Origin of the sequence: Bradyrhizobium sp. A5 (assembly GCF_042076515.1) — a bacterium.
Classification (GTDB): Bacteria; Pseudomonadota; Alphaproteobacteria; order Rhizobiales; family Xanthobacteraceae; genus Bradyrhizobium; species Bradyrhizobium cosmicum.
Genome location: NZ_CP148990.1, coordinates 4,487,347 through 4,505,430 on the forward strand (window position 1 = coordinate 4,487,347; position 18,084 = coordinate 4,505,430).

At 63.6% G+C, this 18,084-nt stretch carries 16 protein-coding genes and 2 pseudogenes; 13 read left to right on the plus strand and 5 right to left on the minus strand.

Annotated elements, in window-relative coordinates; genetic code table 11:
- Nucleotides 1-424 precede the first annotated feature (424 nt).
- From WHZ77_RS21635 to WHZ77_RS21650, 4 genes are all read left to right on the plus strand, one after another.
- Nucleotides 425-1,759 carry a substrate-binding protein gene (locus WHZ77_RS21635; RefSeq protein ID WP_375309792.1) on the plus strand — a complete coding sequence of 445 codons (1,335 nt, stop codon included), beginning with the start codon at nt 425-427 and terminating at the stop codon, nt 1,757-1,759.
- A gap of 101 nt (nt 1,760-1,860) precedes the next feature.
- On the plus strand, nt 1,861-2,736 hold the full coding sequence (locus WHZ77_RS21640) for a branched-chain amino acid ABC transporter permease (protein WP_375309793.1): 876 nt from the start codon (nt 1,861-1,863) through the stop codon (nt 2,734-2,736).
- Nucleotides 2,737-2,747: 11 nt separating this feature from the next.
- Entirely contained in the window at nt 2,748-4,592 is a 1,845-nt protein-coding gene (locus WHZ77_RS21645; protein WP_375309794.1) for an ATP-binding cassette domain-containing protein, read from the plus strand.
- A complete protein-coding gene (locus WHZ77_RS21650) occupies nt 4,589-5,287 on the plus strand; it encodes an ABC transporter ATP-binding protein (RefSeq protein WP_375309795.1) in 699 nt (232 codons plus the stop codon). The genes WHZ77_RS21645 and WHZ77_RS21650 overlap by 4 nt, the downstream gene beginning before the upstream one ends.
- Nucleotides 5,288-5,338: 51 nt before the next feature.
- Here the strand turns inward: WHZ77_RS21650 and WHZ77_RS21655 are convergent, their stop codons facing one another.
- A complete protein-coding gene (locus WHZ77_RS21655; protein ID WP_375309796.1) occupies nt 5,339-5,485 on the minus strand; it encodes a hypothetical protein in 147 nt (48 codons plus the stop codon).
- Nucleotides 5,468-5,586: pseudogene (locus WHZ77_RS21660) on the minus strand (ModD protein); the annotation flags it as partial. The pseudogene WHZ77_RS21660 and the gene WHZ77_RS21655, both read right to left, overlap by 18 nt.
- Before the next feature lie 80 nt (nt 5,587-5,666).
- Between WHZ77_RS21660 and WHZ77_RS21665 the strand changes: the two are divergent.
- Nucleotides 5,667-6,563 carry a DUF2478 domain-containing protein gene (locus WHZ77_RS21665; RefSeq protein WP_375309797.1) on the plus strand — a complete coding sequence of 299 codons (897 nt, stop codon included), beginning with the start codon at nt 5,667-5,669 and terminating at the stop codon, nt 6,561-6,563.
- Nucleotides 6,564-6,602: 39 nt separating this feature from the next.
- Here WHZ77_RS21665 and WHZ77_RS21670 read toward each other — a convergent pair.
- A pseudogene (locus tag WHZ77_RS21670) lies at nt 6,603-6,779 on the minus strand (ferredoxin family protein); the annotation flags it as partial.
- A gap of 184 nt (nt 6,780-6,963) precedes the next feature.
- A complete protein-coding gene (locus WHZ77_RS21675) occupies nt 6,964-10,068 on the minus strand; it encodes a DEAD/DEAH box helicase (RefSeq protein WP_375314785.1) in 3,105 nt (1,034 codons plus the stop codon).
- A 250-nt stretch (nt 10,069-10,318) separates the two neighbouring features.
- On the opposite strand from WHZ77_RS21675, the gene WHZ77_RS21680 reads away from it, so the two are divergent.
- The 8 genes from WHZ77_RS21680 (at nt 10,319) to WHZ77_RS21715 (ending at nt 16,450) form a co-directional block, all read left to right on the plus strand.
- Nucleotides 10,319-10,612: a hypothetical protein gene (locus WHZ77_RS21680; RefSeq protein ID WP_375309798.1), complete on the plus strand. Its 294-nt coding sequence runs from the start codon at nt 10,319-10,321 to the stop codon at nt 10,610-10,612.
- A 104-nt stretch (nt 10,613-10,716) separates the two neighbouring features.
- Nucleotides 10,717-11,448, plus strand: a complete 732-nt coding sequence (locus WHZ77_RS21685) for a DUF3750 domain-containing protein (protein WP_375309799.1) — start codon at nt 10,717-10,719, stop codon at nt 11,446-11,448.
- Between the two features lie 504 nt (nt 11,449-11,952).
- Nucleotides 11,953-12,921, plus strand: coding sequence for an aliphatic sulfonate ABC transporter substrate-binding protein (locus tag WHZ77_RS21690; RefSeq protein ID WP_375309800.1), 969 nt, complete (start codon nt 11,953-11,955; stop codon nt 12,919-12,921).
- Between the two features lie 107 nt (nt 12,922-13,028).
- Nucleotides 13,029-13,844 (plus strand): MetQ/NlpA family ABC transporter substrate-binding protein, encoded by an 816-nt coding sequence (locus WHZ77_RS21695; RefSeq protein WP_375309801.1) that lies wholly within the window; start codon nt 13,029-13,031, stop codon nt 13,842-13,844.
- The gene (locus tag WHZ77_RS21700) at nt 13,841-14,137 is read left to right on the plus strand and encodes a hypothetical protein (protein WP_375309802.1); all 297 of its coding nucleotides are present in this window, start codon (nt 13,841-13,843) and stop codon (nt 14,135-14,137) included. Before WHZ77_RS21695 ends, WHZ77_RS21700 begins: the two co-directional genes overlap by 4 nt.
- A 206-nt stretch (nt 14,138-14,343) precedes the next feature.
- On the plus strand, nt 14,344-14,496 hold the full coding sequence (locus tag WHZ77_RS21705) for a hypothetical protein (RefSeq protein WP_375309803.1): 153 nt from the start codon (nt 14,344-14,346) through the stop codon (nt 14,494-14,496).
- A 69-nt stretch (nt 14,497-14,565) separates the two neighbouring features.
- Nucleotides 14,566-15,075, plus strand: a complete 510-nt coding sequence (locus tag WHZ77_RS21710) for an Lrp/AsnC family transcriptional regulator (RefSeq protein WP_375309804.1) — start codon at nt 14,566-14,568, stop codon at nt 15,073-15,075.
- Nucleotides 15,076-15,313: 238 nt separating this feature from the next.
- Nucleotides 15,314-16,450, plus strand: coding sequence for a GNAT family N-acetyltransferase (locus WHZ77_RS21715; RefSeq protein ID WP_375309805.1), 1,137 nt, complete (start codon nt 15,314-15,316; stop codon nt 16,448-16,450).
- Nucleotides 16,451-16,477: 27 nt separating this feature from the next.
- On the opposite strand, the gene WHZ77_RS21720 is transcribed toward WHZ77_RS21715, so the two are convergent.
- Nucleotides 16,478-17,701, minus strand: coding sequence for an FAD-dependent oxidoreductase (locus tag WHZ77_RS21720; protein WP_375309806.1), 1,224 nt, complete (start codon nt 17,699-17,701; stop codon nt 16,478-16,480).
- Nucleotides 17,702-18,084: the final 383 nt, after the last annotated feature.

Sequence of the window (18,084 nt, forward strand, 5' to 3'; positions counted from 1 at the left end):
GTTCCCGCCCCCCGGTGGGCCGATTGCGTGGCTCAGGCATGCAGGAGGCCTCGCCGGACTGGGGCGTCGCGCGCTGGTCATTGCCCTCCCCGGACCACGCAGCCTCCTGCCGCTCCTCCTCCTGCGGCCAGGATCGCCGTTTCCGGGCCCCCGCCACTGTCGTTTGCCTCGCCATTTTTATCGCCGAACCCGCCAGCCTCGTAGTCACAAAGGCTAATATATATCGTGATACGATATGTTTTCACGACATAATTTTCGTCGTTCGACCAAAGACGCATTTGACAGAAGGCATTCACAAGCAATGCTTAGGTCTAAGAGCTACACGCGGATGTGACTTGCCCAGTGCAGGCAGCCTCGTGAGGCCAGCCGGCGCCGGACGAGTCGTGTTTGCCTGCAAAAAAGAACGATGTTCGGAGGAACGACCATGACTGACGATCTCATCCGCCGCGGGCTTTCGCGCCGTGGCCTGCTCCAGACCACCGCAGGTCTCATCGGCGGCTCGATGCTGCCGGCGATGCCGGCGTCTGCCGAGGACAAGCCGGCGATCGGTTCCTATCCTGCGGGGGTGTCGGGTTCCACTGCCTTCATCGGCATCTCCGTTCCGCGCACCGGCACCTATGCCGTGCAGGGCGAAGACGAGCTCAAGGGCTATCAACTCGCGATCGAGCACATCAACGAGGGCCATGAGCTGATCAAGAAGATCTCGCCCAAGACCAGCAAGGGCGTGCTCGGCAAGGAACTGAAGTTCGGCGTCGCGGATTCCGCTGCCAAGCCGAACGAGGCTGTGCAGGCGCAGCAGCGCTTCATCAGCGAGAACAAGGCGATCATGATCACCGGCGGCACGTCGAGCGCGGTGGCGGTCGCGCTCAATAAGCTCGCCCAGCGCGAGCATGTGATATTCGTGTGTGGCATCTCAGGCTCGAACGACACCACCGGCAAGGACTGCGTCCGGTACGGTTTTCGCCAGAACTTCTTCGGTCAGACGGCCGCGGCGGCGATCGGCCCCATCATGGTCAAGGAATTCGGCAAGGCGAAGAAGGCGGCATATCTCACGCCGGACTACACCTACGGTCACACCGTCACGAAGTCGATGCAGGACTTCCTCGCGACCGCAGGCTGGACCACCGTGACCAACCAGGTCGCGCCGCTCGGGGCGCCCGACTACTCCTCTTATCTTCTGAACGTCGCGAACTCAGGCGCCGACGTTCTGATCAACGTCAACTGGGGCCACGACGCGGTGCTGTCGACCCAGCAGGCCAAGCAGTTCGGCGTGCTCGACAAGATGAAGCTGGTCGTCCCGTATCAGGTGCCGTTCATCGCGCGCGAGACCGGCGGCCTGATGCAGGGCGTCTACGCCGCTACCGACTATTGGTGGACGCTCGAGGACAAGTTCCCGCTGGCCAAGATGTTCAACGAGGCCTTCGAGAAGAAGTACGGCTACAAGCCGGAATGGGGCGCCGAGAACGCCTATGTCAGCTTCGCGCACTGGGCCCGCATGTGCGAGCAGGCCGGCAGCTTCAACCCGCCCGATGTGATCAAGGCCTATGAGAAGGGCGAGACGATCCCCTCGCTCGTCGGCGACGTGCACTACCGTCCCGAAGACCATCAATGCGTCCGCCCCGTGATCATCGTCAAGGGCAAGCAGCAGAAGGACATGAAGAGCAAGGAAGACTGGTACGACGTCGTCGAGATCGTGCCGGGCGAAGGCCTGATGCAGAAGCCGGACGCGTTCGGCTGCCATCTCGGCGACTACAGCTGAGCTCTGCCAAAGCCCCGTGACGCCGTAGGCCGCTTCCGGCTCCTGCGGCGTCGCCTTGCTTTCGGTGCGCCGCATCGGCGTGCCATAACCGCGATCATTACATGATTAGTTGGCCCAACCTCGTTTCGCAGCTATTCAACGGGCTCGCGCTCGGCGCGCTGCTCGCGCTGATCAGCTCCGGCCTGACCATCATCTACGGCACGCTCGGCGTGCTCAACCTCGCGCATGGCGCGATGTTCATGATCGGCGGCTATGCCGGCTTCGTCGCCTACCAGTACACTGAATCGTTCATCCTCGCCGTGATCGCAGGCTCGCTGTTCGTGATGCTGCTCGGCGTAGCGATGGAACGTCTCATCATCCGCCACTTCTATCATCGCCCGCACGAAGACCAGCTGCTCGTGACCTTCGGGCTCGGCATCTGCTTCGTCGAGCTGGTGCGTCTGGTGTTCTCGAGTCAATCGCAGATCGTGCCGCCGCCGGCGCTGTTCCGGGGCATCACCAATCTCGGCTTCATGTTCTATCCCACCTACCGTCTCGCCGTAGTCGGCATCGTCGCGATCGCGCTCGGTGCGCTGTTCCTGGTCCTGTACCGCACCCGGCTCGGCATGATTGTGCGCGCCGGCATCGAGGATTCGGTGATGGTCGATTCGCTCGGCATCAACGTCTATCGCGTCTTCATGGTCGTATTCGGCATCGGCGCAATGGCCGCCGGCTTTGCCGGCATCGTCAACGCGCCCGTGGTGTCGCTGACACCGGGCATAGGTGACGACATCCTGGTCCAGACCTTCGTGGTGGTGGTGATCGGCGGCGTCGGCTCGTTCCCCGGCGCGATCCTCGGTGGCCTGATCGCCGGTGAGATCATCAGCGTCACCTCCATGTTCAACCCCGGCTATGCCTATGTGATGCTGTTTGCGGCGATGACGCTCGTGCTCGTGGTGCGACCGCATGGCCTGCTCGGCGCGCAGGGCCGCGAATAAGTGATCCGCTGATGCTCAAGCAACGCCCGTTCCTGACCGAGACACTGACGGCCATCGGCCTGATCGTGGCTCCCTTCGTGCTGCCTCACCTCGGCTTCGCGCCCAACACGGTGAACCGGATCCTGGTCTGGGGCCTGTTCGGCCTCGGCTTCGACATCCTGTTCGGCTTCACGGGCCTGCTGTCGTTCGGCCAGTCCGCCTTCTACGGCACCGGCGGCTTCGTCGCCGCTTACCTGCTGACCCGCGCCGGCTTCAGCAACGTGCTGGGCGCACTGGTCATCGGCATGATCGCGGCGGCGGCGACCGGCTATCTGATCGGCCTGATTGCGCTGCGCCGCACCGGCATCTACTTCGCCATGATCACGGTGGCGATCGCGGAGGTGTTCTTCTTCGTCGAGTTCAATCCGCTCTCCGATTTCACCGGCGGCGAGAACGGACTGCCGGGCGTGCCGACCCCGAGCTTCAATCTCGGCTTCACCACCATCCACTTCACCAATGGCTGGTCGCTCTATCAATTCATCGCGCTGTGCTATTTCGTCGGCATCATCATCGCGCTCAGGATCGTGCGCTCGCCGGTCGGCGCAATTCTGAGCGCGATCCGGGACAATCCGCTGCGTGCCACCGCCGTCGGCCACAATATCCACGGCTACAAGCTGACCGCCTTCGTGATCGCCGCCGCTTACGCGGGCTTCGCCGGCGGCCTGCTCGGGGTGCTCCAGGCCTTCATGCCGCCCGACGCCTTCACCTTCGACACCTCCGGCCAGCTCGTGATGCAGACAGCGATCGGCGGAAGGGCCACGCTGTTCGGCCCGCTGGTCGGCGCAACGGTGTGGCTGTTCCTGCAGGATTTCCTCCAGTCCGCGCTCGGCTTGGGCGCAGCCTGGAAGCTCGTGCTCGGCGTCGTGTTCGTGCTGCTGGTCTGCTTCCTGCGCGGCGGCATCGTCGGCGGCCTCATCGATCTCTACGGCCTCGTGTCCGGCAAGCGGGTGCGGAAGGCTGCGGAGACGGAAGAGGAAGCCGAGATTGAGACGCCACAGCAAGCTCCGCCTGCACCGATGCAGGCCAAGGAGGTCGAGCATCCCGCCTATTCCGGGCCGATCCTGAAAGCCACCGGTCTCACCAAGCGCTATGGCGGCCTCGTTGCCAACAGCGACATCGATTTCAGCGTCAATCAGGGTGAGCTGCGCGGCATCATCGGCCCCAACGGCGCCGGCAAGTCGACCTTCTTCAAGATGCTGACCTGTGAAATCCCGCCGACCTCCGGCCAGATCGTGTTCGAGGGCCGCGATATCACCGGCTTGAAGGTCACTGACGTCTGCCAGCTCGGTCTCACCAAGAGCTATCAGGTCAACCAGCTCTTCACGGGCCTGACGGTGCGGCAGAACCTGACGATCGCCGCCCTCGCGGAGCTACGCGGAAAATTCCGGCTCGATCTGTTCCGCACGCTTGCCGGCGTCAAGGGCCTGACGGAGCAGGTGGAGCACACGCTCGCTTTGGTGAACCTGACCCGCCGCGCCGACACGCCCGTGTCCGAGCTCGCCTATGGCGAGAAGCGCAGGCTGGAGATCGGCCTTGCGCTCGCCACGTCGCCGCGCCTGCTGCTGCTCGACGAGCCGCTTGCGGGCATGAGCCCGCGCGAGCGGGTCGAGACCGTCAAGCTGCTCAAATCGATCGCGCGCGGCCGCACCATGATCATCATCGACCACGACATGGATTCGCTGTTCGAGCTGGTCGAGCGCGTGACGGTGCTGCAGGAGGGCCGTGTGCTGGTCTCCGGCACGCCTGAGGAGATCAAGACGAACGCCGCGGTGCAGGAAGCCTATCTCGGCGGCGTGCACGGAGAGATCGCCGCATGAGCCTGATCGAGGTCAACGGCCTGAACAGCTATTACGGCGATTCCCACATCCTGTTCGACGTCGCCATGCATGTCGAACGTCACGAGGTGGTGGCGCTGCTCGGCCGCAACGGCGCCGGCAAGAGCACCACGCTGAAGAGCCTGATGGGCGTGGTGACGCCGCGCAGCGGCAGCGTGAAGTTCGACGGTATCGACATCGCCGGCCGAAGGAGCCACAAGATTGCGCAGGCGGGCATGCAGCTCGTGCACGAGGAGCGACGCATCTTCGGCAGCCTGTCGGTGGAGGAGAACATCGTTCTCGCCGGAATCACCGCGCCAAAACGCTGGCCGCTCGGCCGCATCTACGAGATGTTCCCGCGGCTGAAGGAGCGGCGCGGCAACCGCGGCAACGAGCTCTCCGGCGGCGAGCAGCAGATGCTGGCGATCGCACGCGCCCTGGTGCGCGATCCCAAGATCGTGCTGCTGGACGAGCCGTTCGAGGGACTCGCACCTGTCATCGTTCACGACCTCGTCAAGGCCTGCCGCGAGCTCGCGGCCGCCGGCCAGACCATCGTGCTGGTCGAGCAGAACATGGCGGCGACGCTAGCGCTGGCGACGCGAATCTACATTATCAACAATGGTCACATCGTGTACGAGGGCCCAGCGCAAGAACTCAAGACTCAGCCGGAACTGTTGCAGCGCTATCTCGGCGTCTGATTGCCACGACAGGTGCACACGGCCCAAGGTAGGTGATGTTTCGAGTTAGTCTCACCACTGCGCGCGGCTTGACCAACCGAGAAGAAGCGACGCGGACAGACGGACGATGCCCGGACGTTTCACAAAGCCATCGCCCTTCGGATTCTTTGCCACCTCAATCAGGCCAGGCGCATTCACGCCCGCTGCGGCGATCCGCACCTGCACGTCCTTGGTTTAGCCAGATATGGAGCCGACGTCACCGGGAGATCGGCGCCGGCCCGCGCATAGGCTGCGGCATTGCCGGCGTTAACGCCGCCGGCTCCGCATCGCGGCCAGCGACGTCAGCATCGTCCGGACGCGGCCTACGGAGAGCTCGATCCTCAACATCCTGCCGGCATGCGTGGTCGCGCAATCGCCGCTGGGCGCGGGCGAGGTCACGATGGTGATCCGGCTTGGCCCCGACGGATCGGGCGCGTCGATCCTTTCGCGCATCAGCCGCCGGTCGCAGGATTTGCTTAAACTATCGGACGGCATGGGCGTCTATGCCCAGATCAAAGGCGTCTCGCTGGTCCGGGCATCTGATCGCGCGATCGGTAATATTACGCCGCCTGCGCCAGAGCGGCTCGGCCATTGCTCAACTCAGGATACAGGCGTACCAAGCGAGACAAGGACCACAGCCATGCCTATTGATTTCGCCGAGATCGACCCGAACCGCGTTGCGGCCATTCTCTACCGGCCGCAAGACGACCTTGACGCGTTGCTCGCCGACTTCGCGCAAGACCTGGTGCGGACGGGTGAGCGCATCGGCGGTATCGTCCAGCGCAACATCAAGGACGGAGGCGGCTGCCAGGTCGGCATGCATGCGATCGACCTCATGACCGGCCGCGAGATCTCGATCTGCCAGCCGCTCGGCAGCGGTGCCATGGCGTGTAAACTGGATGCCGCCGGTCTTGCCGACGCCTCCGTCGCGGTCGCAAGCGCGATCGCGCAGGATGTCGACCTGATCGTGATCAACAAGTTCTCCAAGCAGGAAGCCGCCGGACAGGGGCTGCGCGACGAGCTCGCCGACGCCATCGCCGCCGGTATTCCCGTGCTGACCGCCGTGCCCGAAAAATGTCTGGAGGCCTGGCTCAGCTTTACCGGCGGTATCGGCACCACGCTGCTCTGCGAGCGTCAGGTCATCGAAGCATGGTGGCGGGGCATCTCTTTGCGCATGAAACGCATGCGCGAGGATCATGACGCGGTGTCAACCGCCGACCGCGCGACTATTTGCCGATCATTACATCCGACGACTTGAACACGGCCGAAACGGTGTCGCCCACTTTCAGGGCGAGATCGTCGACCGTTCGACGCAGCCATCGACGGTGACCTCGACCTGTCCCTTGTCGTTGAGCTCGTAGCAGCGCGCCGGGCACGCCTTGAGCATGGTGAGCAACTGCGGCGACGGTGTCGTGTGCGGTCGCACCTTGATGTGGGCGCGGCCGGCATCGACCAGATAATGGTTGTAGAACAGCTTGTCCTCGACGCGCGGATGCCAGAGGCGCGAAGTGCCGGGTCAGCAGGAGCGCGTGCAGCGCCTCGCCCATATTTCCCTTCAACGCGCGCCGCCCGAAGCGTCACACAACGGAATCCGGCATGATCGTCTGCTCCTGCATAGCACCCCGGCCGTAGCTGTCCCAGCGTGCGACCGCTTCTCTTCACTCGTCCAGCAGATCCATCAGTTCCTCCACACGGTCGAACGTATCCTCGTGCCCCCCGCCGGCGTAGACCACGCGATCGCCATCGCGCTGGAGCGACCGCGCCCTGTTCTTGCGCAGTCGCCCGGGGAGGAATGTCGCGGCGACGGCCTCAGGTCCGACATCGAGCCGGACGATGCCACGCCGCTTGCAATCGAGCCTGAGTCTCGCCGCGGCAAAGAAATCGCGCGCCTCCGGGGGGAGCTTGCCGAAACGGCGCGAGATCTCCTCCTCCAGATCCACCAGATCGTCTTCGTTCCGGCACCTCGCAGCGCGACCATAGATCTCGAGCCGCATCGCCTCGGATTGCACGTAGCCTTCGGGCAATGTGTCGGCACACGGCAGGTTGAGATCGGGCACCCACAGAAAGGCGCCGGTATCGTTGGCTCGCTCGGAGGCCAGCTTCAGGAGATGACTGTAGAGCACCGGTCCGAATACCTGGACATGCCCAGACTGCTGCTCCGAGAACAGATCGCCGGCGCCCCGAAGGTCCAGATCGCGCTCGCTGATGGCGAATCCGGCGCCGGGCTTGCTGAACTCCTCGAGGACGGCCAGACGCTTCTCGGATTGTTCCGAAGCCGACTCCGTCAGCAGATATGCAAAGGCACGCGTTCCGCCACGCCCGACCCGTCCTCTGAGCTGATGGAGCTGCGCGAGACCGAACTTCTCAGGCCAGCACACGACGATGGTGTTGGCGCGCGGAATGTCGAGACCGCTCTCCACGATATTTGTCGCGAGGAGAACATCAGCCTCGCCGTTAACGAAACTCATCATCCGTTCGTCGATCTCGTCGACAGGCAATCTGCCATGGAGACAGACGATGCGCAGGTCGGGAGCCACCGATTGTACACGCGCCAGCATCGGCTCCAGATCCTGGATGCGCGGGCAGATCAGAAAACTCTGTCCATTCCGCCTCCGCTCGCGAAGCAATGCTCCGGCGATCGCCGCATCCGAAAGCGGGGCGATCTTGGTCACGATCGGAAGCCGGTGAACGGGCGGCGTTGCGATCACGCTGAGATCCCTGAAGCCTGCAAGTCCCGCAGCGAGCGTGCGCGGGATCGGCGTCGCGCTCATCCAGAGCGTATGCGCACTCTTCGCCAACCCCGAAAGCTTGGCCTTCTCGGCCGCCCCGAAATGCTGTTCTTCGTCGATGATGACGAGACCAAGATCGGCGAACTTCACGTCCTTCGCGGAGAGCGCTTGCGTGCCGACCACCACCTTCAGCCTGCCACTTCGCAAGCCCTCTTTCGTTTCTCTCGTCTCCGGGCCTGAAGTGGCCCGCGACAGGTTTCCGACTTCGATGCCGAGAGGACCAAAGCGTTTGCGGAAGGTTTCGACATGCTGCCGCGCCAGGACCGTCGTCGGCACCGCGATCGCCACCTGTTTCCCTGACAGCGCCACCGCGGCCGCCGCGCGCAACGCCACCTCGGTCTTTCCAAATCCCACGTCGCCGCACACCACCCTGTCCATGGGATGACCTGCCGCCAGATCGTCGAGGACGTCCTGAATGGCCTTGGCCTGGTCGACCGTGGTGAAATACGGAAACCGTGCGACGAACCTTTCATAGGCCTGCCCTGGCGCGACCAGCTTGGGTGCGCGGCGGCGGTGGCGCTGGCTGATGTGCTTGGCGAGCGCCTTGGCGGCGACCTGAATTTCCGCTTCGGCCTCGGTCCGGCGTGCCCACCATGTACTTCCGTCCGCCTTGTCCCGCGCCAGCTTGCCGGGCTCCGCCGCATACGGCCAGATCAGGGCAAGATCGGCCGGCGGCACGAGAACGGCGTTGTCGCCTGCGAACGCCAGCCTGACCATCTCGCGCCGCGCCCCCTTCCCCATATCGAATATCTGCAGGCCGTCGAGCACGGCCAGGCCGCGCTGCAAATGGACCACCGCCGTGCCGCGCGACGGCACGTCAGGATGATCGAACGCGGTGGTCCACGCCTTCGCCATCGGCTGCGGATGATGGGCCCTGCTGCCGAGCACGTCGGATGCCGTCACGACGACCAGGGGCTTGCGGCCGGCCCCGATGAAGCCGGCGTCGAAGTCAGCCAGCAGCGCCGTCTCGCGATCCCGTCCCTTGGTCGCCTCGTTCCAATCGGCACAGCGCTCCGCCTTGATGCCGCTCATCCGCTCGATCGCGCGAAGGTCGTCCTCGACCGCCGCGACGAGGAGCAGTTGCGATCCGGCGCTTTGCATATCGGCAACAAACGCGCGAAGGATCTTTCTAGGCGAGGCGGCCTTCGAGAAATCCGGCGTCGGGGTAAAAGCCGACTTTTGCGGCAGCACGCTCATGCGCTTCTTCAGCCGCTTCCAGTCCGCACCGCCCAGATACTCGCGCTCCGCATCCCTGCGGCCGGCCGCCTCCTCGATCGTCCCGAGCCAGCTCTCTGCGTGGGCCAGCACGCCGGCATCCGCGATCCACCGCGCACGGCCGCAATAATCCGGCAGCGTCGCCCGCTGTCCGCGCTTGTTCCCAAACGCAATCCGCTCGGACATCGGATCGATCAGCAGTTCCCGGGTCTCGAACAGGACCTCATGCTCGACCGGATCGACGGCGACTATTCGGCGGAGTGCACCGTCGGCATGTTCAATTCTGAACGGACCAAGCGCGCCGGCGGGAAACACTTCGAACGTCTTGCCGTGGAACAGGACGCCTCCCGGATAGTCGGCCTCTTCGTCAAGATCGTAGCCGAGCGCTTCCAGGCGGCGCTCCAGCTCCAGCTCGGAAAAGGCCGCGCCCACCTTCAGGCTGAGGCTGGTCTTCGACCAGCTCGCCGGCAGCGGCAGCCGTTCCATGATGGCCTCTGCGGTCGACACCAGGAAAACGGGCTTCTTTGTCCTGGCAAGACGCCGCAACACCGAACTCCGCCGGCCCGCGATCTCGCGTGAGGGCTCCAGGCCGTCGAATGGCAAATTGTTGAGTCGCGGGAACACCAGCGCCTCGACCGATGGATCGAGCGCGTGGATCACGCCCCCGAGCCGCTCCGCCATGTTCTCGTCGTCGCAGAGGAAGACGAGGCCGTCGCGACCGGACTTGCTCCATTGCTCAAGCAGATGCAGAGCCAGCATGCCGAGAGGCGATGAGGAGGAGATCGCGGAACGGGATGTCGTCTTGCTTTTCTTGGGCGCGCCCGTTACGGCGCGGGCTTTCTTGGTGGCCGCCAATTTGTATCCATCATTCTTTCGTAAAAATAGGCGTGCGACGGCGAGCCCTCAGCCGAGCTCCGTCCATAACGCACGCGGGGCCCCGAGGCCCAGGGACGTCATTACAATTTCGCGATGGCATTGGAAAGCGGAGACGCAAGCGTAAAAGCGCTTCTTGGAAAACGGCCCCTGTCGGGGGCTATTGCAGGACCTTTGGCAGGACCACAACCACATCGACACTCTGCTTGAGGATTTGCGTCGCGACCACGGCGAGGTGATGCGAGAATTCGTCTTCGATCTCGCTGGCGCAGTCTTCGTCCCTGGCGATGGCAAACAGCAGATTGCCGTCGATTTCGTCGAATCGGATTCCGGCGAAGAGGCGATCGAACGTCTCCGCGCCCGCGATGGACGCGATTCGCGCCTGGATGGCCTGATCTTCGACGAGGGACAGTTTCATCATGTGCAATGAGATATAGCCGGGCCGCTCGAATGCAAGCGCTGGTACGGCGGTCCGGTCGAACTATATTTGACGGTGTCGTCCTGCCTGACAGCCGTTCGCCCTTGAGGAAAGCCTTGATTCTCTTCCTGCTGCTGATCTTCCTGCCGATAGGACTGTCGGCCGGCCGCTATTTTGTATTCGGCGATGGCCGCGGCAATTGGCAGACGGCGGATCGCTCGAGCGCCGGCCTGCTGCCGCCCGCATCCGCCAATCCAGAGGCGCTGATCCGGGTCTTTGCCGCACGCACGGTGCGCTGGCGCGGCATTTTCGCCGTCCACACCTGGATCGTCGTCAAGCAGAAGGGCGCCGCGACCTACAACCGATATGATTATACGGCGTGGGGTGACCCGATCCGCAGCAACGGATTTGCGCCCGACGGCCGCTGGTTCGGCGCCATCCCTGAAACCGTCGTGGCGGTCGACGGCGCACTCGCCGAAGAGCTGATTCCCAAGATCCGTCACGTCGTCGAGACCTACAGGTTCCGCGCTTATGGCGATTACAGCGCCTGGCCGGGGCCGAATTCCAACACCTTCGTGCAGGCGATGCTGGACGCCGTTCCCGCGCTCCGTGGTGTCCTTCCTCCGACGGCGGTCGGCAAGGATTATCCCTATAGCGGACGCTGGGCCGGCATCACGCCGTCCGGCACCGGCCTCTACGCCTCGCTTTCGGGTTACCTCGGCATGACGGTCGGCTGGATCGAAGGCATCGAGGTCAACTTCTTCGGCGCGGTGCTTGGCGTGGACATCCGGCGGCCGGCGCTCAAGCTTCCCGGCATCGGGCGTCTCGGCCTAGCGGCGGGCTTCTAGCGCCGCCGCCGGCACCCTCAGGCCAACGCGCCAAGCAATTTTTTGAAGAAACAACCCCATGCACAGTAGAACCGCCGTCGGCCGTTGCCGGCGGTGGCGCGGCTTAAGTTGCGACGAGGTATGCTTGAATTGGCTTGCCGGCGCAGGAGCTGAAGCATCCCTTCGGTCACGCGATAGAAGCTGCTAACGAGCCTGCTTGCAGGTGCCGCGGAGATTTGACTCGTCGGGCAAAACACCGGCAAAATTGCATCGTGGCCATCAGGGGCAGTCGCGCAGCACGCGACATCAACGCCCTCCCGCTCGGTCTCCGTAATCTCCCGCTGCGCTTGCGTTGGAACGTCATTCTCGAATGGCGCGGCACGAGAGAACGTTAGTTCCGCTCAGCGCCATTCTGCGAAATTGCAACAAGAGCGCGATTGCCGGCAAATTGCCGATGTCGAACCTCGCCCGGACACACGCCGATTGGGCCGTGGCTCACGGGACCCGTTGAACAGGAAACTCGCAATGTCTCATCTCCTATCCAACCTGCGCGCCGTCGCCGTGGCTGCCGCGAGCTTGCTCGCCTTGGCATCTTCCGCCGCCCCGGCCGCATCCGAGGAAATCCGCATTGGCTATCAGAAATCCTCGACGCTGACGGCGATCCTGAAAACGAATGGTGAGCTGGAAAAGGCACTGGCGCCGCTCGGCCTCACGATCTCCTGGCACGAATTCACCAGCGGCTTGCCGCTGCTGGAGGCCATCAACATCGGCAGTATCGATATCGGCGCCGACGTCGCCGACACCGTGCCGATCTTTGCGCAGGCCGCCGGCGCCAAGCTGGCCTATGTGGCCGAAGAGGCCGCATCGCCGGCCGCGCAAGCAATCGTGATTCCGCAGGCCTCGACGGCCAAGAGCGTCGCTGATCTCAAGGGCAAGAAGATCGCGGTGACCAAGGGAGCCGGAAGCCACTATCTGCTGCTCGCCGCGCTGTCAAAGTCCGGGCTGAGCTTCAAGGACATCACCCCCGCCTATCTGACACCGGCAGACGGCCGGGCCGCCTTCGTCAGCAACAACGTGGATGCGTGGGTTGCCTGGGATCCGTTCCTGACCAGCGCGCTTCACCAATCCGGCGGACGGATCCTGACAGACGGCAGCAACGGCCTTGCGAGCTACAAGCGCTATTATCTTGCGTCCGCCGCGTTCGCCGACAAGCGTGGCGATGCCCTCAACCTGATCTTCGCCAAGCTCTCCGAGACCGGAAAATGGGTCAAGACGCACCCCAAGGACGCCGCCACCGTGCTCGCCAGCCTCTGGGGCATCGATGCGGCGACGGTGGAAGAGGCCAACAGCCACCGTTCCTATCAGGTCGGCTCCGTCACCGGGCCCGGCCTCACGGAGCAGCAACGCATCGCGGACGCATTCCTTGCCGAAGGCCTGATCCCGGTGAAGCTGGACACCACCGCGATCAAGATCTGGTCCCCGAAGGGGTCCTAGTTACGCGCGGCTGAACCGCCAAGTTTCGCGCTCAGACCGCACTGGATGTCGCCTGAGCCGACCATCCCGCCGATCGCCACAGTCAAGAAAAGCAAGCAGCCGCTGAAATGAACAAAGCCTGGTCGTTCCTCTCGAGCCTCACGATCCTCTCCCAGCTCGTCGCGGGCAGCGCTCTCGCGCAGCAGCCCGCCAAGGCCGAACTCAAGGTCGGGTTCGTGCCCGGCCCGTATATCGACGAGTTCAAGGTCGGTGTCGAACCCGAGCTCAAGAAGAAGGGCTACAGCATCCGCTACGTCGAATTTTCGACAGGCCTCGAGGCCAACAACGCGGTGTTCAAGTCGGAGATCGATGCCAATGTGATGCAGCACACGATCTTCCTCAACTCCTACAACGAGCGGCAGAAGACCGATCTCGTTGGCATCGTCCATGTCCCGACTCCGCCGATGGGTCTCTACTCGAAGAAGCATCCGCTGGGTACGCCGATCAAGCCGGGTTCGAGCGTCGCGGTGCCCAACGATCCCGTCAATCTTCAGCGCGCGCTGTGGGTGCTCCGCGACCTCGGCCTGGTTGAAATCCGCGACAGCAAGCCGGTGGATGTCTCCGAGCTCGACGTGATCAGGAATCCCGGCGGCATCAAGATCATTCCGCTGGAGGCGGCGCAGGCCCCGCGGGCGCTGGAGGACGTCGACTTCGCCGCGGTCCAGGGCAATTTCGCGATCTATAGCGGGCTGAAGCTGACCAACGCCTTTGCGCTGGAAAAGATGACGGCGCCCTACATCAACGTCGTTGCCGTGAAGCAGGCCAACGCCAACGCACCATGGGCGCAGGACATCGTCGCCGGTTACAAGTCCGCGACCTTCAAGACGGCGATCCTGTCGGATCGGTTCTATGACGGCTTCACCCTGCCGGACTATCTGAAATGAGGCTGGCGCAGATGGCCCATGGACTACGGATGCCCCGGGCGATCAACAGGGGCGACGTCAGTGAAGTTGTTCTGCTGCCGCTCATCCTGGTCACGGCACTCCTGTTCGCCCTAGGGCTCATGACGGGTTGGCATGCGAGGACGCAGAACAACCATGCGCTGATATACGCCGCGGTCGGAGGCATGGGCATGCCGGTGCTGTCTTCGGCGTCCGAGTGCCGCAGACTGTTCGGCGCTGCTTCGGCGCCTCGCCTGCGGCATGACGACGTGCTCGCTTTGCTTGCAGCGGACTGACGCCGGGCGAGATGCGCGTGCTCTGCGCCGCTCCCACGCGTCAAATCGTCTACGCACGTCCGGAACCTCATAATGCAATTCCAAGCCGCCTCGCGCACGCGACGCGTTTCTACCAAACTTGTGGCTGCCACGGGGCGACCGTGTTCAAAGCCGCGTGCTGCGTGATAGCCTTACTGGCGCTATCCTCCCGAGGGATGAGAGGGAACATGGTCTACATCTCTGTACTGCGTTCGCGCTTCATCACGTTGTTCCGGAGGGCGCGCGCGTGGAATGAGCACGTGAGCCGGGCCGTCGTGCGCAACCACGGCGGCAAGGCCGATGATCTCTACGAGATATTCCTGTTTGGGTCGCATGGCTAACGACATCTCACGCCGCAACTGCAGCGCCGTCTTTCTTAGCTACCGCGAACTGGAACAAAGCTCAGCGATATGACCGACCTCGCCGTCCCGCTTCCCGAGACCAGCCGTCGCCTGGACGCCATAGACCGCAAGATTCTGATGGTCCTTCAGGACGATGCCTCCCTGTCAGTCGCCGAGATCGGCGACCGCGTCGGCTTGTCCTCCACGCCCTGCTGGAAGCGCATCCAACGCCTCGAAGCCGACGGCGTGATCATCAAGCGCGTCGCGCTGGTCGAGCGGACCAAGATCGGGCTCGGCCTCTCCGTGGTCGTGTCGGTGGAAAGTTCCGACCATTCAGACGCGTGGTTGAAGCGATTCGCGGGCGCCGTCAGCGCCATGCCCGAGGTGATGGAGTTCTATCGCATGGCCGGCGACGTCGATTACATGCTCCGCGTCGTGGTCGCGGACATGCAGAGCTATGACCTCTTCTACAAGAAGCTGATCAGCGCCGTGCCGCTGAACAACGTCACCTCGCGCTTTGCGATGGAGAAGATCAAGTCCGTCACTGCACTCCCGGTCCCTGCGCTCCTGCCGGACTGAGCGGGACCGATCGGGCCTTCCATCGAGGGCGGCCGATCGTTCGTCCGCGCGTGCCGATCCTGATGTCCCGCGCCGGAGGAAGCGCGCGGGATTTAACAATTTGGTAACGATACGCCCCGCCTCGGCTGCATTAATCCAAATCGCAGCCTGCCGGTGTCTCGACCGCGACGTCCCTGCTATAACCGCGCGGATCCGGCTCGATCGACTTTTCCGGGCCATCTCGTTTCCCTGGTCATTCATGAATAAGCCCAGCAACACATTCGATATCGCCATCGAGCAGGCGTTCGATTTTCTGTCTCCGGAATACGCGGAGCTGTTCGACAGCTCGGCCGCGACCGCGTTTCAGCATCCGCTCTGGCTGGACGGCCTCTATGCGAGGCTCGCCTCCCATGCGGGGGCCAAGAAGCTCGTCGTCGTCGTTCGTCACCGCGCGACGGGGGCGCTGGCGATGGTGCTGCCCCTGCTCCGCATCCGCCGCGGTCCCGTTCGCACCGTTGAATTCGCCGATCTGCGTGTTTCCGACTATCTGGCGCCGGTCTGCAGTCCAGAGGTGTTCTCCAGTCTGCTGGAGGACGAAGCTGCATGCGAAGAAATTCGGCGCCTCGTCAGGCCGTTCGACCTGCTCCGCATGACCAAGCTGCCGGACGGACGGCTCCCGATCGAAAGTCTCCTGGGCGCACCGCGCCGGGTGTCGATGGATACGAATGCCTATGCGACCGTGCTCGTCGCCCCGTTCGAACAATGGCGCGCCAGCACGCTGGATCGCTCTTATCAGAAAGAGCTCGCAAAGAAGCATCGCCAGCTCCAGAAGAAGGGCGCGCTGAGCTTTTCATGCTGTGACGACAGCGCCTCCATTCTCGAGGCGATGGACGCGATGAAGCAGTTTCGCGGCCCTCGGTTTCAGGCGCAGGGCGACGGAGACCTGCTGCAGCGCCCCGAATATTACGACTTCTATTCCGGCATCGCGCTCAGCGGCCTCGGCTCGTTGGCCCGGCTCTATGCCATGAAGATGGACGGCAACGTGATCGCGGCCGTGCTGGGCCTGTGCCAGCGCGGCAGCTTCCTCATCATCATGAGCGCCTTCGATATTGAGGGGTACAAGAGCCAGTCCCTGGGATCCCTGATGTTCGAGCAGGTCGCGAGGGATTGCATAGAGCGCGGCGATCAGATGCTCGACTTCACCATTGGCGACGAGCCCTACAAGAAATTGTTTGGTGGGCAGCCCTCGCCGATGTGGATGGTGACGCAGGCCGGCAGCACCGCGGGCGCCATCAGCCTGTTCGCGCTGAAACAGGCTCCCTGGCTCAAGCTGGCGGCCAAGCGGCTATCGGATTTCAGGCTCCTGCCGACCCGCACCCCAACGCCCACGCGCTGACCGGCGGCGGGCAAGAGGGCGCCGAATTCAGGCGCGCAGCGCGCCGCGAACACGTCCCAGCCAGCCCGGATGCATCTGATCGACGCGGTGCGTGAGACTGCGACGCAGGAAGTGGAAACGGCGCCGGACATCCCATCCGATATCGCTGCGGGATGTCAGGGCCTGGCGAAAGCGCGCCATCTTCAGCGATCGCTCATCTGCCGCGACCTTGTCGGGATCGGAATAGAACTGCGATATCTTCTCGTTGCCCATGCCCGCGCTTGCGAGCCAACGCGGCGCGTATTCGGTGCAGAGACGATCGACGTCCACCAACAGGCGGGCGACGCCCGTGCCGGCGGCGGGACAATTGGTCTGGAACGCATCGCCGATGAGGACGATTCCGGGTTGCAAATGTCCTTCCACCACGGTCAGGTCCATCACCCAGTTCTGGACCTTGTCGGTCACGCGGAAGTCGCCAAGGTAAGGCCTTAGTCCCGGCAGCAGGCGTAAAACGGTCGCCTCCGGTTCGCGGCGCAGCTCGCGCATGATCGGATCGGTCGGGTCGCGGAACATGAAGAGATTGGCCCGCATGCCCGATGGCACGGGAAACAGGCTGAGATAGTCGATCCCATCGCCCGTGCGCTCGCCATAACAGGTCAGCGCCTCGAAATCGAACGGCGCGCCGTCCTTGCGGGCGATCGTGAAGCCGAATGAAACGGAGTGATGTTCGGCCAGCACGCGCCGCCTGATGCCGAGCTTGTAGCCGAGCGCGCTCGCCATGCCGGTGGCGAGAACGACAAGGCGCGCGTCCAGGCGCTTTCCGGAGGCGAGCTCGATATGCTGCACATCGTCGCTGCAGCTGATTGCGGTGACTTCGTCGACGATCAGACTGGACCGATCGGGTAACTGGCTACGCGCCATGGCGACGAGATTGGCGTAGGGAAGTCCGTAGGCCTGGCCGATGCTGACATCGACCACCTTGCCTTCCCGGATATTGAGCACCTGATCGTACCGACAGGCGACGTTCGCGAGCGCGTCGAGGAAGCCCAGCTTGCGGAACATATCCAGCTGCTGGCCGCCGATCTTCTCGACCCGGAATTCTTCCGGATGCACCGCGCGCTTGTCGACGAGAGCGACGCGATGCCCTGCCCGTGCAAGCACCGCAGCGGCAAGAGATCCCGCGAGGCCGCCGCCGACGATCGCGATATCAGCGACAATCGTCGCGGTTCCGGCAATACCGCCCGGCTTGGTCACGGCTCTATCCGTCGTCATGGTCTGGGCTCCACGGTCAGCTGTGGTTCCATGTGCAATTCTCTCGCCTGATGTCGTATCGCAGCGTCGGAGGCGATCATTTCCAGAGATTGAGGTTAATGGAGTGCGGGACAAACCTGTCCCGGCACGCGCCTTGCTCGGAACAGTCTAGAAATCCCGCTCTCTCGTCGGATCGGCAGCGCCAATCCCTCTCTCAGGACCATTCCGAAGCTCGAACAGCCCAGCACCGACCGGCTCCGCCTCTTATCGCGCGTCAATGCAGCATCGATCCGGGACAAGCGGGGCGCAGCTGTTCCACGGTGACGCAGCAACTTACGACCTTCGTCGACCACAGGCGACTGGCTCAACGGAGCGCGCATTAACACTCGCGATTTTCCGCCATG

What these genes read in the sequence shown, in the direction of transcription:
- WHZ77_RS21675 (WP_375314785.1), bottom strand. Translation starts at nt 10,068, where the DNA reads ATGCTGGCTCTGCATCTGCTTGAGCAATGGAGCAAGTCCGGTCGCGAC.
- WHZ77_RS21695 (WP_375309801.1), top strand. Translation starts at nt 13,029, where the DNA reads ATGAACAAAGCCTGGTCGTTCCTCTCGAGCCTCACGATCCTCTCCCAG.
- WHZ77_RS21635 (WP_375309792.1), top strand. Translation starts at nt 425, where the DNA reads ATGACTGACGATCTCATCCGCCGCGGGCTTTCGCGCCGTGGCCTGCTC.
- WHZ77_RS21700 (WP_375309802.1), top strand. Translation starts at nt 13,841, where the DNA reads ATGAGGCTGGCGCAGATGGCCCATGGACTACGGATGCCCCGGGCGATC.
- WHZ77_RS21650 (WP_375309795.1), top strand. Translation starts at nt 4,589, where the DNA reads ATGAGCCTGATCGAGGTCAACGGCCTGAACAGCTATTACGGCGATTCC.
- WHZ77_RS21710 (WP_375309804.1), top strand. Translation starts at nt 14,566, where the DNA reads ATGACCGACCTCGCCGTCCCGCTTCCCGAGACCAGCCGTCGCCTGGAC.
- WHZ77_RS21645 (WP_375309794.1), top strand. Translation starts at nt 2,748, where the DNA reads ATGCTCAAGCAACGCCCGTTCCTGACCGAGACACTGACGGCCATCGGC.
- WHZ77_RS21705 (WP_375309803.1), top strand. Translation starts at nt 14,344, where the DNA reads ATGGTCTACATCTCTGTACTGCGTTCGCGCTTCATCACGTTGTTCCGG.
- WHZ77_RS21715 (WP_375309805.1), top strand. Translation starts at nt 15,314, where the DNA reads ATGAATAAGCCCAGCAACACATTCGATATCGCCATCGAGCAGGCGTTC.
- WHZ77_RS21690 (WP_375309800.1), top strand. Translation starts at nt 11,953, where the DNA reads ATGTCTCATCTCCTATCCAACCTGCGCGCCGTCGCCGTGGCTGCCGCG.
- WHZ77_RS21720 (WP_375309806.1), bottom strand. Translation starts at nt 17,701, where the DNA reads ATGACGACGGATAGAGCCGTGACCAAGCCGGGCGGTATTGCCGGAACC.
- WHZ77_RS21640 (WP_375309793.1), top strand. Translation starts at nt 1,861, where the DNA reads ATGATTAGTTGGCCCAACCTCGTTTCGCAGCTATTCAACGGGCTCGCG.